General features: G+C 60.5%; 10 protein-coding genes and 4 pseudogenes. 6 read left to right on the top strand and 8 right to left on the bottom strand.

Annotated elements, in window-relative coordinates:
- Positions 1-23: 23 nt before the first annotated feature.
- Together otsA and NXT3_RS32800 are read left to right on the top strand one after the other, a co-directional pair.
- Positions 24-1,412, top strand: coding sequence for an alpha,alpha-trehalose-phosphate synthase (UDP-forming) (gene otsA / locus NXT3_RS26005; RefSeq protein WP_104840953.1), 1,389 nt, complete (start codon positions 24-26; stop codon positions 1,410-1,412).
- A gap of 178 nt (positions 1,413-1,590) precedes the next feature.
- Complete coding sequence (locus NXT3_RS32800) at positions 1,591-2,052, top strand: DUF2267 domain-containing protein (protein ID WP_234828248.1); 462 nt, start codon at positions 1,591-1,593, stop codon at positions 2,050-2,052.
- On the opposite strand, the pseudogene NXT3_RS33410 reads toward NXT3_RS32800, so the two are convergent.
- Positions 2,047-2,286 (bottom strand): annotated as a pseudogene (locus tag NXT3_RS33410) (PrpF domain-containing protein); the annotation flags it as partial. The gene NXT3_RS32800 and the pseudogene NXT3_RS33410 overlap by 6 nt on opposite strands.
- Positions 2,287-2,312: 26 nt before the next feature.
- On the opposite strand from NXT3_RS33410, the pseudogene NXT3_RS33405 reads away from it, so the two are divergent.
- Positions 2,313-2,540 (top strand): annotated as a pseudogene (locus NXT3_RS33405) (nucleotidyl transferase AbiEii/AbiGii toxin family protein); the annotation flags it as partial.
- A gap of 31 nt (positions 2,541-2,571) precedes the next feature.
- Here NXT3_RS33405 and NXT3_RS25985 read toward each other — a convergent pair.
- A complete protein-coding gene (locus NXT3_RS25985) occupies positions 2,572-2,748 on the bottom strand; it encodes a hypothetical protein (RefSeq protein WP_104840952.1) in 177 nt (58 codons plus the stop codon).
- A gap of 429 nt (positions 2,749-3,177) precedes the next feature.
- Between NXT3_RS25985 and ligD (NXT3_RS25975) the strand changes: the two genes are divergently transcribed.
- Positions 3,178-4,221 carry a non-homologous end-joining DNA ligase gene (gene ligD, locus NXT3_RS25975; protein WP_104840951.1) on the top strand — a complete coding sequence of 348 codons (1,044 nt, stop codon included), beginning with the start codon at positions 3,178-3,180 and terminating at the stop codon, positions 4,219-4,221.
- A gap of 36 nt (positions 4,222-4,257) precedes the next feature.
- Here ligD (NXT3_RS25975) and NXT3_RS25970 read toward each other — a convergent pair whose 3' ends face one another.
- From NXT3_RS25970 to ligD (NXT3_RS25955), 4 genes and pseudogenes are all read right to left on the bottom strand, one after another.
- Positions 4,258-4,470: a DUF768 domain-containing protein gene (locus tag NXT3_RS25970; protein WP_037418696.1), complete on the bottom strand. Its 213-nt coding sequence runs from the start codon at positions 4,468-4,470 to the stop codon at positions 4,258-4,260.
- Positions 4,471-4,678: 208 nt separating this feature from the next.
- On the bottom strand, positions 4,679-5,197 hold the full coding sequence (locus tag NXT3_RS25965; protein ID WP_104840950.1) for a DUF4334 domain-containing protein: 519 nt from the start codon (positions 5,195-5,197) through the stop codon (positions 4,679-4,681).
- Positions 5,185-6,078, bottom strand: a complete 894-nt coding sequence (locus NXT3_RS25960; RefSeq protein ID WP_097525721.1) for a hypothetical protein — start codon at positions 6,076-6,078, stop codon at positions 5,185-5,187. The genes NXT3_RS25965 and NXT3_RS25960 overlap by 13 nt, the downstream gene beginning before the upstream one ends.
- A gap of 28 nt (positions 6,079-6,106) precedes the next feature.
- Positions 6,107-8,736, bottom strand: a pseudogene (gene ligD / locus NXT3_RS25955) (DNA ligase D).
- Positions 8,737-8,964: 228 nt separating this feature from the next.
- Between ligD (NXT3_RS25955) and dinB the strand changes: the two are divergent.
- Entirely contained in the window at positions 8,965-10,062 is a 1,098-nt protein-coding gene (dinB, locus tag NXT3_RS25950; RefSeq protein ID WP_104840949.1) for a DNA polymerase IV, read from the top strand.
- A gap of 290 nt (positions 10,063-10,352) precedes the next feature.
- Here dinB and NXT3_RS25945 read toward each other — a convergent pair.
- A pseudogene (locus NXT3_RS25945) lies at positions 10,353-11,313 on the bottom strand (3'-5' exonuclease); the annotation flags it as partial.
- 269 nt (positions 11,314-11,582) lie between these two features.
- On the opposite strand from NXT3_RS25945, the gene NXT3_RS25940 reads away from it, so the two are divergent.
- Entirely contained in the window at positions 11,583-12,179 is a 597-nt protein-coding gene (locus NXT3_RS25940) for a DJ-1/PfpI family protein (protein ID WP_097525718.1), read from the top strand.
- A gap of 62 nt (positions 12,180-12,241) precedes the next feature.
- Here NXT3_RS25940 and NXT3_RS25935 read toward each other — a convergent pair whose 3' ends face one another.
- Complete coding sequence (locus NXT3_RS25935) at positions 12,242-13,429, bottom strand: M24 family metallopeptidase (protein ID WP_104840948.1); 1,188 nt, start codon at positions 13,427-13,429, stop codon at positions 12,242-12,244.
- Positions 13,430-13,460 lie beyond the last annotated feature (31 nt).

Below are 13,460 nucleotides of genomic sequence, written 5' to 3'. Positions count from 1 at the left end.
TTCATGCATGAAAGGAATCCGGCATGAGCCGTCTCGTCATTGTGTCCAATCGCGTGCCCGTTCCGGACAAAGGCGGCATTGCCCCGGCGGGCGGGCTGGCGGTCGCGCTGAAAGCCGCCCTCGAAGAGCAAGGCGGCATATGGATGGGCTGGTCGGGAAAATCGGGCGGCGAGCAAGAGCCGGAGCCGCTTGCGCAACTGCAGGAGGGCAATATCAACTATGCTCTGACGGATCTGACCGACACCGATGTCGAGGAATACTACCACGGCTTCGCCAACCGGGTTCTTTGGCCGATCTGCCACTACCGGCTTGATCTTGCCGAATATGGCCGCAAGGAAATGGCCGGATATTTCCGCGTCAACCGCTTCTTCGCACGGCGGTTGGCGCCCCTTGTCAAACCCGATGACGTCATCTGGGTGCACGACTATCACTTGATCCCTCTGGCAGCGGAACTGCGGCAGATGGGCCTGAAGAACCGCATCGGTTTCTTCCTTCACATCCCCTGGCCGCCCGCGGACGTGCTCTTCACCATGCCTGTTCACGAGGAGATCATGCGTGGCCTGTCGCACTATGATGTCGTCGGCTTTCAGACCGATCATGACCTTGAGAACTTCGCCGGCTGTCTTAGGCGGGAAGGCAGTGGCGACGAACTTGGCGGAGGCCGCTTCACTGCCTATGGCCGCTTATTCAAGGGCGGCACTTATGCAATCGGCATCGAGACCGCGGCCTTTGCCGAGTTGGCCGAAAAGGCATCGACCAACAAGACCGTCAGGAAAGCGCGTGAAAGCATCGAACACCGCAGCCTGATCATCGGTGTCGATCGCCTCGATTATTCCAAGGGGATCACGCAGCGCATCGACGCGTTTGAGCAGTTCATCCTGGCCAATCCGGCACAGCAGGGTCGTGTCACCTATCTACAGATCACGCCGAAGTCCCGCTCCGAAGTTCCCGAGTATGAAGCCATGCAGCGTACTGTTGCCGAACAGGCCGGCAGGGTGAACGGTGCTCTCGGCGCCGTTGATTGGGTGCCCATACGCTATATCAACCGCTCGGTGGGCCGGCATATTCTGGCCGGACTTTACCGGCTTGGCAAAGTCGGGCTGGTGACGCCCCTTCGGGACGGGATGAACCTCGTTGCCAAGGAATATGTGGCCGCGCAGGATCTCGACGATCCTGGCGTCCTTGTACTTTCGCGTTTCGCCGGAGCTGCCCGCGAGCTAAGGGGAGCGTTGCTCGTCAACCCATACGACATAGAGGGCACCGCCAACGCCATCGCGCGCGCGCTCAGCATGCCGCTAGAAGAGCGGAAGGAGCGCTGGAAGACGATGATGGATCACCTGCTGGAGCACGACGTCTCGCGCTGGTGCCGGGATTTTCTCAATGATCTGACCACCCTGGATCAGTCCGGTTGAGGCTCCTTTGCCAAACACCATCGTTGCGCCCCATGGTGTCAGGTGGATCCGGCGACCGGCTATGTGATCTCGCCCGTGCATACCGCGGCAGTCCACCTGAAGCGGCGGAAGATAGCGGCCGGAACGTCGATGCTATTCTTGTGGTTCGGCGATCATCACATGAAAGCAGGAGGGGACCATGAGCGCTTCCGGCGTTGCCGTCTTCGATAAGACGCTTCAGATCACCAATGTCCGGCTCTATGAAATCATGGAACATCAGGGGCCGGACCGTCAGCGTGCATGGCATATCTTGAGTGCCGTTCTTCACAGCGTGCGCGATCGCCTGCCCGCCGACCTTGCAGCCCGTCTTTCGGCACAGTTGCCGTCACTGGTACGGGGTGCCTATTACGATCAATGCGAGCCTTCCAAACGGCCGGCGCACCAGCGTCGGGTCGAGAATGTGGCGGCGATGGCCTTGTTGTGGGCGGGCAGAGCTCAGCTGCAAATACGAAGTCACACGTGGGCTGAAGAAGGGCCTCGGTTTGGGCATGTAGGTCACCTGCGAGGAGAACAGGGCAGGGCGTCGGAGCGTTTCAACTATGCAGGCATGGTGGAGACGACCCATCGACACACCTCGCGCGATCAGATCAATCTGTGTTGAAGCGATTTTTTGCCCATCCGCCACACGATGATTTCGAGGCGTACTGACGAAAGCGATTTTCGGTAAGGCCGGCGTACGTGAAGCCGCCTCTGCCGGATCTACACAGAGTCCGAGTTTGAAAGCGACCGCGCCGCGGACCGCCTCCAGTCGAGCAAGGACGGCGGCATTGCCATCGATTTCCGGCTTGAGTTCCGTGCCGCTGAGCCCGACATCCGCTGCTCGCACGAACGCCATCACCATCGCTGCATCGATTATGCTGGTTTCGATCGGCCCTGGCGGCCGACCGGTCACCGATCGACTATGCGGCCGCCGTCAATGGCAATCTGGTTCTGACACCGTCCGAAGATGGTCTCCGCGCGCTCAGTGAGGACTCCGCAAAAATGGTCGATGACGGCCTTCTGCTTGGAGATTCTGAATAGATTGATCAACTGATCGAGCGATGCGCGCTCATTCAGGAGCGCGCGAACAAGCACGGCACGACAAAGTAGCCGATGGCCAGCCGAGAGGCTTCACCTGGGCTCAATGCTTGCGATCGCCTTTGTCACCCTGGCCCGGTTTGGTTTCATGTTTGGCATCGTGCCGGGCGTCGGCCGCCAGCGACCGCGAGACGTCGTCGCTCTCCTTGAACTTGCCCTCCTTGTCGCGACGGACATAGCGTTTGTCGGTTCCGGTATCGATCAGTTCGCGCTTGCTCACGACGAGACTCCCTTGCGGTTGTTCCTCCAAGAAAACGCGCGTGGCCCCGAAAAGATGCACCGAATCGGGACTCTAGTGGGACTCGCAAAACGAGCACGCGATCGCAGCCAAGTTGAAAAATGATTCGTTTCGACTCGGAACGATTCGCCGCTGATTCGCTTGAATCGCTTGAGTTGCGTCGGGATTATCAGGGTCATGGTTGGTCCAAGAGCGAATTGGAAAGGCTATATCAAGTTCGGAGAAGTGACCTGTCCGGTGGCGCTTTATACGGCCGCATGCGCGCCTGCTGGAGATAATCGCGGCCGAGAAGAAGGCGTCGAAGCCGCAGAAGGGCAAGAGCAAGGTGGCACCTTCGTCGTCGCCGAGCAATGTCGTCGACATCATGGACGCTTTGCGAAAGTCAGTCGCGACTGAGAAACGGGTGACCAAATGAGCCGTCGTGCCAAACCTTTGCTGCAGGACGATTCCGTCGCTAAGTCCAAACCGGCCCGGCCGCGCAATCCGGCACAACCCAATCTTCCGTTCGACCCGATGCCCGAGCGCATCGAGCCCTGCCTGGCGCTCCTGAAGCCGGTCCCGCCGAAAGGCCCGGATTGGGTGTTCGAGGTGAAGTGGGACGGCTATCGCCTGGCAATCCATATCGAGCCGAAAGGTGTCAGGATCATCACTCGCGGCGGCCACGACTGGACGCATCGTTTCCCGGCAATCGCCGAGGCCGCCAGCAAGCTCGGTGTCGGGACCGCCATCCTCGATGGCGAGGCCGTCGTGCTCGATGAGGAAGGACGGTCCGATTTCGGGGCGCTGCAGCGCTCGCTCGGCGGACGCGGCGGCAAGCGTTCATCGACGGAGTCGGTGTGTTTTGCTTTCGACCTTCTCTATTTCGATGGCCACGACCTGACAGGAACAGAACTCTCCGTGCGCCGGCATCTGCTCGAAGACTTTCTTGACGGCTCCGCCGGCGCGATCCAGTTGTCCGAGGAAGTGTTCGGGGATGGCGCCGCACTTCTCGAGAAGGCTTGCTCCATGGGCCTCGAGGGCATCATCGCCAAGCATCGGGATCGGCCCTATCGCTCCGGTCGCACCGGCGACTGGTTGAAGATCAAATGCGTCCAGAGCGAAAGCTTCATGATCGTCGGCTACGAGCAGTCGCTGACTGCCCGCGGCGGGCTTGGCAGCCTTTTTCTCGCCGGCCGCAAAGGTCATGACTGGGTTTATGTCGGCTCGGTCGGAACCGGGTTTAATACGAAGGACGCAGCATACCTGCGCGCCACTCTCGACAGGCTCAAGACCAAACGGCCGGCGGTGCCGCTCAAGGGCAAGAACCTGATCTTCGCGCAGCCGACCTTGATCGCGGAGATCGAGTTTCGCGGCTGGACCCATGACGGGAGCCTGCGCCACGCATCCTACAAGGGCCTTCGCGAGGTTCAGGACAATGCCGCGGTGTTTGACATGAGCGAACGGGCGACCCTCTGAAAGGCGGGGGTCGCGAGCCGCGCCGCGCATGACTCGCTACCAGAGCTCCTCCTCGACCGCCTCTTTGATAGCGCCGACGATATAATTGACGAGCCCGCCGCCGGCCGCTTCCACCAGCATGTCGCGACTGATGCCCTCCTTCTCCGCATCAGCGAGAAGATCCTCGACGAGCCTCGACGCGTCGCTCTGCTGCGTGCCGCTGTCGATATGCTCCGATTTCCAGCGTTCAAGGAATTGTTCAGGCTTCATAGCTTGGACCTCCTGACGAAGCGAACCCTTACGGAGGAAAATGGTTCTACGTATGACGTCATCGAGATTTGAAAAGCGGACCGATGAAAGAACAGGGCGCTCGACCCTTTCGGGGAGCGCCCTGTCGGACCCGGACGACCGCGCGGTAGAACAGTTGCTCGCAAAAGCGGTCATCGATTCGGGTGGTGAGCGACCGGCTGCCCGCATTTCAAGGTCCGTCGACGCGCTGGAGTTCGAAGAAGTAGATCCGATCGTCACCATTGATCGTCATCGCGCCAATGATCCTGTCCACATCTATCCGTCGGAAATGATCGACAATGGGTTGATGGTCATAGACCAAGGCCGCGCTCTCGACGCCGCCAAACACCATCGTCTTCAAGGAGGCGACCGGGGCCCTCGCCCGCAGCCGGCGCTGGAGATAGGAAAACAGGTTGCTTGCCACGCGCATTCTGCCGACCTCGTGAAAACGTAACGCCAGCCGAAGCGGGATCCATTTCGGATCAATCGCGACCAGTCGCCGGTCTCCCGATCGAAACAGCAAGGCATCGGCGCGCATGTCCGGCGTGAACCGTTTGCCGAACCAGCCGAGATTTTCGAGCACACCGTCGAATGGATGCCCCGTCGGGATGCCGTGTCCTTTCCAAAGCCCGGCCAGTTCGCGCGTCTCGACGGGAGGCAGGCTCCGGAAGACCTCAAGCGCGGTTTGCTGATTTTTCACCGGGAGCATTCCTTCTTGTCGTTGCGCTCTCTGGCCCGTCGCCTTGATTTGGCGTTGCGCCGCGCCACGCGCAGTTCCTCCAGATCAGGCATCCACCAACCCCGTTCGAGCTCGCGCTCGTTCGGCGGCGTTCGTGCGGGCCAGGTCGTCACCAGTTCTTCGAGCGAGCCCGATCGCCACGACGTCCACACATATTCCTCGCCATCTTCGGCGGGGAAGTAGAACGTGCTGATCGTCGCCGGGTCGGCCAGCTCGCCGTCAGTGCCGATGAAGAAAACGACGCCGACATGCGTGCCGACGGCGCGGTCAAAGGGCGGAGCATAATCGGCAGGAACGGGATAGCGTTTCCGACGGCGCTCCTTCATCCTCGCCTTGGATGCCTCGTCTTCTTGCGTTCCCTTGATCGTTTCGCGCCGTGCCTGCCGTGCTTCCGGCTCACTGCGCTCCGCCGCCGCCTCGATCGTGGGCCATCGCTTCCGGAGTTCATTGAACGAGCGGTAAGGGACGGTCCATAGCCGGCGATCGGCGTCCCAGCGTGCATACGGAATTTCCCGGATCTCGTTGACGACCGTCCGTGAATAGGGCGTCTGGATCTGTAACGTGGCGGTCGTCGCCTCGAGATAGCGGCTTTCGATCGGATCGAAGGCGAACGCGTCCCTGCCCTTCTCATCAGCGAATCTATCGGCCTCCGCCTCCATCTCGGCCAGCCAGCGGCTGATGCGCTTTTCGGCGGTGCGGCCCGGAACGAACCAGGCATTCAGCCTGTCGCTCCAGCGCGCCCGCGGGAACGCCTCCCGAAACCGTGCCACCGTTATTCGGTCATGCGGCAGGTCGGTCGTCGCACCCACACGGGCGGGCCTGGAAGGCTGGTCTTTCGTTTCTTCATCCATCGGTCATGACCCGGGCGGCACCAAGTGCTCACGCGGCCCGTCTGGATTTTCCAAGGCGCTTGATCGCCTGTTCGAGCGGCCGCTCGCCATCACAATAGTCCTGCCAGGCAGTGGTTTTCGCAAGCAGCGCAGGCACGGTGCGAACGGTAAAGCGCTTCGGGTCGAGATCGGACTTCACCTGTGTCCAGTTGAGCGGCATCGAGACAGTGGCGCCGGGCCGCGCGCGCGGCGACAGCGGCGCCACGGCGGTCGCCATGCGATCGTTGCGGAGATAGTCGAGAAAGATCCTCCCACTCCTGAGGCTCTTGCTCATCTTGATGAGATAAAGATCGGGATTATCGCGCGCCATTTGCTCGCAAACGTCATGCGCGAAACCCTTGGCCTCCGTCCACGACAGAGGCTTGCGCTTATTCACAGTGAATGGCGTGACGACATGCAATCCCTTGCCGCCTGTGGTTTTGCAGAAGCTGACGAGGCCGAGCGCGTCGAGGCGAACGCGCATCTCGCGCGCGTCACAGCAGCAAACGGGACGTCGGGACCAGGATCGAGATCGAACACCAGACGACCAGGCACTTCCGGCTTGCCGGGCTCGCAGTTCCACGGATGCAATTCGATACCGCCGATCTGGGCGATCGCCGCGAGCCCCTCGATCCGGTCGATCTGAAGGTAGGGCTTCTTGTCGCCGAAGACTTTCACCAGCTCGAGCAGGTTGGACGTGCCGGGCATCGCATGTCGCTGAAAAAATTGCTCGCCGCCAATGCCGTCCGGCGCCCGAATGATCGAGCAGGGCCTGCCCCTGATATGCTCGATGAGCCAGGTGCCGACAGCTTCATGATAGCGGGCAAGGTCCTCCTTTGTGACCGGTTCGCCATCGCCGGCGTCCGGCCAGAGCGCCTTGTCGGGACTGGAGATGAGGACGCCCATCACCTCTGCCTTCGCGCCTTTGCGGCGGACAGCCCTCGTCTTTGCGCTCGGCGCCGGCTCGGGTGTGTCTGTCTTGGTGGGTGTTGCCGGCCGTTCGGTCTCGACCTCCGCGGCTGGCTTGTCTTCGCGCAGACCCTTGAAGGCTGCCTGACGAACTAGGCCGTCGCCCGTCCAGTCGGCGAACTCGATCTCGGCAACGAGCTCCGGTTTCAGCCAGGTGACTTCCTTCTCCTTTTTCGGCGCACCGATCCCGGTGAAGGGTGACTTCGATGTTTCCAACGCCTTCAGCTTGGGGACGAACCGCTCGACCTTCGCGGCGCCGAAGCCCGTGCCGACCCGGCCGACGTAGACGAAGTGATCGCCGCGGTGAACGCCGACCAGAAGAGATCGAAACTTGCCGTTGGTCCTGGCATAGCCACCGATCACCACCTCATGACCAGCCCGGCATTTCGACTTTGCCCAGGTATCGGTGCGGCCCGACTGATAGGGCGCATCCATCTGCTTGGAGACGATACCTTCGAGCGACAGCTTGCAGGCGGAGCGCAGCACCGCGTCACCGCCGGATTCGAAGTGTTCGACGTAGCGGATATGCGGATCGTCGCTCCCGGCAGCGAGGAAGTCTTCGAGCCGCTTCTTCCGCTCGATCAATCGCATCGACCTCAAGTCCTCGCCGCCAGCGAAGAGCAGGTCGAAGGCGAAGTAGACAAGGTTAGCGGTCTTGCCTTCCGAGAGCGCGGCCTGGAGTGCTGCGAAATCGGGTGCACCATTGTCGTCCAGGGCGCAGATTTCGCCATCGATGATGCAATCGGGCAATTCGGATGCAGCATCGGCGATCTCTGGATATTTCGCGGTCCAGTCGAGACCCTTGCGCGTCTTCAGCGTCACCTTGCCCTGGGCGACGCGCATCTGGATCCGATAACCGTCGAATTTGATCTCATGCAGCCAGTCGTCGCCGGCCGGCGGCCGCGCAAGCGTCTCGCAGAGCTGCGGCGCGACGAAGCCCGGCAGGTCGACTGTCGTGGAAGTCGCGATATTCTTGCGCGATCTCTTCTTGCGCTCGTCAGCCGCCAGACCGTGCTTGCTGTCCCAGACGGCATCCGCTTCTACATCCGCATTCGCCATCATGAACGGTCGTGGCTTGCGGCCCTTGCCTTCCGCGATCTGCTCCATGCTGCGGCCGGAGGCGACGGAAGTCGCGTTCTCCTCGAGGATCGCCGCGCCGTTCTCCTCAACCGAATGTTCGTCACGATGCTTGATCAGCAGCCAGTTGGTCCGTTTGCCGCCATCGCGATCGTTGCGCATCCGAACTAGGACGAAGCTGCCATGCAGCCGCTTGCCAACAAGCGTGAACTTGAAGTCGCCCTTCCTCAGGGCCTCTTCAGGTGACTTCCTACCCTCCGGCTCCCAGTAGCCGCGATCCCATAGCATGACCGTGCCGCCGCCATATTGACCCTTGGGGATCGTGCCTTCGAAGTCGCCGTAGTCGAGCGGGTGATCCTCGACCTCGACAGCGAGCCGCTTGTCACTAGGATCGAGCGATGGCCCCCTGGTCACTGCCCAGGATTTGAACACGCCGTCGAGCTCGAGCCTGAGGTCATAGTGAAGCCGCGTGGCGTCGTGCTTCTGGATCACGAAGCGGCGGCGGTTCGATGGCTTGACCTGCGCCTTACCGCTCGGTTCGCTGGTCTTCTTGAAATCGCGTTTGGCGCGGTATTTCGAAAGATTGTCAGCCATTGGTTTCGCGGACCCTTCCAGGCGTACGAGGAGCGGCGCCGGCGTCTGCCTCCCGATCGTCGATGTTCACAGATGACAACGCGGCCGGCGGTCCGTAGTTTCGCGGGGCGCGCGTGGGTCAGGTCGATCGAACAGTTGATATCGCGGTAAAGGCTGGTATGTTCCCTTTTTGTTTCGGCGCAGATCCTCCGGTAATGCGCCGATCCCCTCGCCATCGCTGAAGCCGTCATGAACGACATAAGCCCCACCCCCATTCGCAAAATCGTCCATGTGGACATGGATGCTTTTTATGCGTCGGTCGAGCAGCGCGATAACCCCGATTTACGCGGAAAGCCTATAGCCGTCGGAGGCTCCGCCGCGCGTGGCGTGGTCGCTGCGGCGAGCTACGAGGCGCGCGCCTATGGCGTTCATTCGGCAATGCCGTCGGTCACCGCCAAGCGAAAGTGCCCGGACCTGATTTTCGTGCCGCCGCGCTTCGACGTCTACAAGGCGGTGTCCCAGCAGATACGGGAGATCTTTGCGGAATACACGCCGATGATCGAGCCGCTATCGCTTGACGAGGCTTATCTTGATGTTACCGAGAACCTGAAAGGCATGGACATCGCCACCGAGATCGCGCTGGAGATCCGTGCCAAGATCAAGGCCGTCACCGGCCTCAACGCGTCGGCCGGCATCTCCTACAACAAGTTCCTCGCCAAGATGGCAAGCGACCTCAACAAACCCAACGGCCAGGCAGTGATCACGCCGAAGAACGGACCGGCCTTCGTCGAGGCCCTCCCCGTCAAGAAATTCCATGGGGTCGGGCCGGCGACTGCGGAGCGCATGCGGAAATATGGCATCGAGACCGGACTCGATCTCAAGGAGAAGACGCTTGAATTCCTGGTGGAGCATTTCGGGAAGTCGGGTCCGTATTTCTATGGCATCGCCCGCGGCATCGATGAGCGCCAGGTGAAGCCCAACCGGATCCGCAAGTCCGTGGGCGCGGAGGATACCTTCGTCGAGGACATCAATGATCTCGATCTGGCGACCGCGGAACTGAAACCGCTCGCAGAGAAGGTCTGGCGCTATTGCGAGGCGCAAGGCATCAGCGGCAAGACGGTCACCGTGAAAATCAAATACTCGGACTTCACCTTGGCGACGCGGAGCCGGACCGGGTCAGTAGCGTTTGCGGGCATTCCTGAAATCCTTGCTGCGGCGTCGGACCTCTTGGCAACCGTCTATCCATTCAAGCGACCTGTGAGGCTGCTCGGTGTCGCGCTTTCAACGCTGACGGCCTCCGAAATCAGTGATGCGCAATCACAGTCCCAACTTGACCTCGGACTCTGACGGGCATCGCCCCGAAATAAAAAAGCCTGCCGCGGGAGGAGGTGCGGCAGGCTTTCCTAAAAGAACCGAACAGCGACTTGGGAGGAGGAGTGCCGCTGTTCCAACAGACGTCCTACTGGGAGGAGGAGTGGGCCGTCTGAAATTCGAAGCGTTGCGGGAGGAGGAGCATCGCTTCGGTGAAAATGATCATACTGCGACAAGCGCCGTCCGCCAGAGTTTATGCTGCACTGGAGGTATGCATCAGCCGCAACAGTCTTTGGGACACATGCGTTACAGCCATCAGGCCCTAACCGATCGAAAGCAGTGAGGTACTTGGTTGGTGGGTCTGCCTCAGGGTATCGATAGATTTCGGACCTGAGATACCGCAGTTCGCCTTCCAGTTCCGGTTCATTGACCTCGATCCACCAGGATTTCGGGCGCCCGTCGCTCCCGTCCGACCACCGGTAACCGCGGGCCTTGAGGTGATCCTTCATGTCGAAGGGGCTGTTCTCGGCAAAAATGCGCACCCGTGAGCGCTGACTTGTGCTGTAGAGCTCCGCAAATGCTGTCGTGGAGTGGGAAGCTGTTTCCCGAGCGAGTGCTTCCAGCGGAGCAAAGCAGTCGTCGACCGCTCCATGGCCATCATGAAAGAAGCGAGCCTGGCCAAGCAGTTAGCCGAGTTTCGCTCCCTCGAATCCACGTGAGGACCAGTCGATCTCGGAGTTGGAACAGGCCTATGCCTTGCCTGAAAAAGTCGACGAAAAAGCATCGCAAAACGGGCGGTCAAACCCGCGTTATGAGCGATGACCAGGTCGGCGGGGTCGATTAGCGTTCCCAATGCCCTCATGTCGATGAGCTGTCCGGCCACCATCTCATCGGTGATGCCTGTCAGCCTGGTGATTTCGCCAGGAATGGAAATGCTCGGCTGCCGCAAACCACCATAGAGGCCAGTGACGTCGCCGATGTTGCCACGCTCGTCAAACGTGAAGGCAATTGCCCCTATTTCGATGATCTCATCCTTGCGATGGTTGAGCCGGGTTGTTTCGGTGTCGAGGATGACGCCCTTCAGCGGAAATTCAGGCCGAACGCTTGTGATGACCGGGCGGGGTTCGAGTTCCTCAGAATGCGATACCGCCCTGTAGAGACCAAATGGGCTGCCATTGCCTCTTCAACCGCTGCCGGCGGTGTGGATCGCTTATGATGCAGCGCCCGCGCAGCCTTCTCGGGTCGAGCGACAACATCGTCGGAAAACATATCGATTTGTGCAGTCATTCTTGCAGTCTTGAGCGCCGAAAGGTACGGACGTCTCACGCACGCGCACTCAAGTCATGTTCAGCTCGACAGCGCCGAATCCAATCCAGCCCTCTAGATCGGAAACGCATAGGACTCTTCTGATGTCTCCATGATATACGCAGAGGGCAAAGAAGCCCGGAGGGAGGGGTCCCCGATAGCTGGAGAGAAGCGGTTAACGCCGCTCTGAAACAAGAGACCAACCCATCCAGTCGAATGAGAAGTTCGTCCGCGGTAGAGGAGGAGAAAACATGCCAGGCAAGAAAATTCTCATGCTTACCGGTGATTTCACCGAAGAATACGAAATCTTCGTCTTCCAGCAGGCCATGGAGGCCGTCGGTCATACCGTCCATATCGTCTGCCCGGACAAGAAGGCCGGCGACATCCTGCGCACGTCCCTGCACGACTTCGAAGGCGACCAGACCTACACCGAGAAACTCGGCCATAATGTCGTCATTAACAAAACATTCGCGGAAGCAGAAACTCAACTCGACGAGTATCACGCCGTTTACTGCGCCGGCGGCCGTGGTCCGGAATACATCCGCACAGACAAACGCGTGCAGGCGATCGTGCGGCACTTCCACGAAAAGCAGAAGCCGATCTTTACGATCTGCCACGGCGTGCAAATTCTGATTGCCGTCGACGGTGTCGTGCGCGGCAGGAAGGTCGGCGCTCTCGGCGCCTGCGAGCCGGAAGTTACGCTGGCCGGCGGCACCTATATCGACCTCTCCCCCACCGAAGCCTATGTCGACGGCACGATGGTATCGGCAAAGGGCTGGACGGCCCTTGCTGCTTTCATGCGGGAGTGCCTTAAGGTTCTCGGCACCGAAATCTACCACAATAAATAAGACTGCGAGCCCGGCACACGATAGTGCCGGGCTTCGTCTTGCCGCGGGAGGTTGCCCGCCCGCTATGCCGCCCCGTGATTCCAGCCGCGCCCTCTGTTGCCGAACATCTCGTATCCGTCACTCGTGACGGCGAGCGTATCCTCGAGCTTGATGAAACCGCGCTTCGGGTGAAGCATCGTCGTCTCGACGGAAATGACCATGCCTGCCTCCAGAGGCCGATCCGCGTCCACGCCTTCATAGGCGACCGGGTGGTTGGTCATCAGGAAGGGTGCTTCGTGGCTGATGAGACCCATGCCGTGGCAGAAGAAGTCGGTAAAAGAGGCCGAAGGCAAGCTTTTCAAAACCGCTTCGGCCGCAGCGATCATCTCGCGGCCGAAAGCGCCGGCCCTGATCCTGGCGAAGGCCGCCTGCTGGATCGCCTCCACTTCAGCCAGCAGGTCCTCAAGCTCTGAATCGGGCTCGCCGAGAACGCCCATGCGGCAAAGGTCACCGATATAGCCGTGATAGTTGCCACCGGAATCGATTGAAAGCACCTCGCCCTTCGCCCACGCCTGCGGCGAGGCGGCGCGGTTGTGACTGGCGCCGAGGGTCAGCAGGCAATATTCGAAGTGGAGCCCGCGATTGGTCTCCTCCCGCCTGAGGCGTTCGATGATCTCGCCCTTCGTGGATCCCTCCCGTGCCGCCGCGATGGTAGCGAGCATGGAATCGGTTATCAGTTCGGAGGCAAGCTTGAGTTTTTGAAGCTCCTGCGGTGCCTTGATTGCGCGTAGTCGCTCCAGCGTATACGTCGCATCCACGAAGCGCGCTTCTTCTAGGCGAGAAGCCAACAGGTCCCGCGCATCGGAAGGCAGGAACGGCGGCTCGATGCCGATGCGAGCACCCGCCTTGCCGATCTTCTCCAGGTGCTCGACGGCAAGTTCTGCCGCATCGAGCGTGCCCCAGGTCGCCGTAAGCACGTTGGGTGTCCAGAAGGGCTTGTTCTGGTGTTCTCCCCCTTCCATGCGGTTGCCAACATAGGCTGAGTGGTCGGGTGAGCCCTTCTCATAAACGACGATCGGCAGATAACGGCTGTGGCCGATCGCATCCATTGCGGCGAAGAAGATGAACTTGTAGCCACCGAGCAGGTACTGCGTATTGTGCTTGGAGGTGGCGAGCAGCACGTCGATGCCCGCCTCCTCCATAAGCCTGTCGAGTTTAGCCGCATCGAAAGGCGGTTCCACCGCCCGCGCTTCGCTTGGACTGATGTTCACGGTTTTCTCCTAAAAGCCGTTGCCGCGCGCC

The organism is Sinorhizobium fredii (assembly GCF_002944405.1).
GTDB lineage: Bacteria > Pseudomonadota > Alphaproteobacteria > Rhizobiales > Rhizobiaceae > Sinorhizobium > Sinorhizobium fredii_C.
This window is presented reverse-complemented; position numbering and strand designations above follow the sequence as displayed.

Coding starts and splice junctions, on each gene's coding strand:
- otsA (WP_104840953.1), top strand. CDS start 24: ATGAGCCGTCTCGTCATTGTGTCCAATCGCGTGCCCGTTCCGGACAAA.
- NXT3_RS32800 (WP_234828248.1), top strand. CDS start 1,591: ATGAGCGCTTCCGGCGTTGCCGTCTTCGATAAGACGCTTCAGATCACC.
- ligD (WP_104840951.1), top strand. CDS start 3,178: ATGAGCCGTCGTGCCAAACCTTTGCTGCAGGACGATTCCGTCGCTAAG.
- NXT3_RS25970 (WP_037418696.1), bottom strand. CDS start 4,470: ATGAAGCCTGAACAATTCCTTGAACGCTGGAAATCGGAGCATATCGAC.
- NXT3_RS25965 (WP_104840950.1), bottom strand. CDS start 5,197: ATGCTCCCGGTGAAAAATCAGCAAACCGCGCTTGAGGTCTTCCGGAGC.
- NXT3_RS25960 (WP_097525721.1), bottom strand. CDS start 6,078: ATGGATGAAGAAACGAAAGACCAGCCTTCCAGGCCCGCCCGTGTGGGT.
- dinB (WP_104840949.1), top strand. CDS start 8,965: ATGAACGACATAAGCCCCACCCCCATTCGCAAAATCGTCCATGTGGAC.
- NXT3_RS25940 (WP_097525718.1), top strand. CDS start 11,583: ATGCCAGGCAAGAAAATTCTCATGCTTACCGGTGATTTCACCGAAGAA.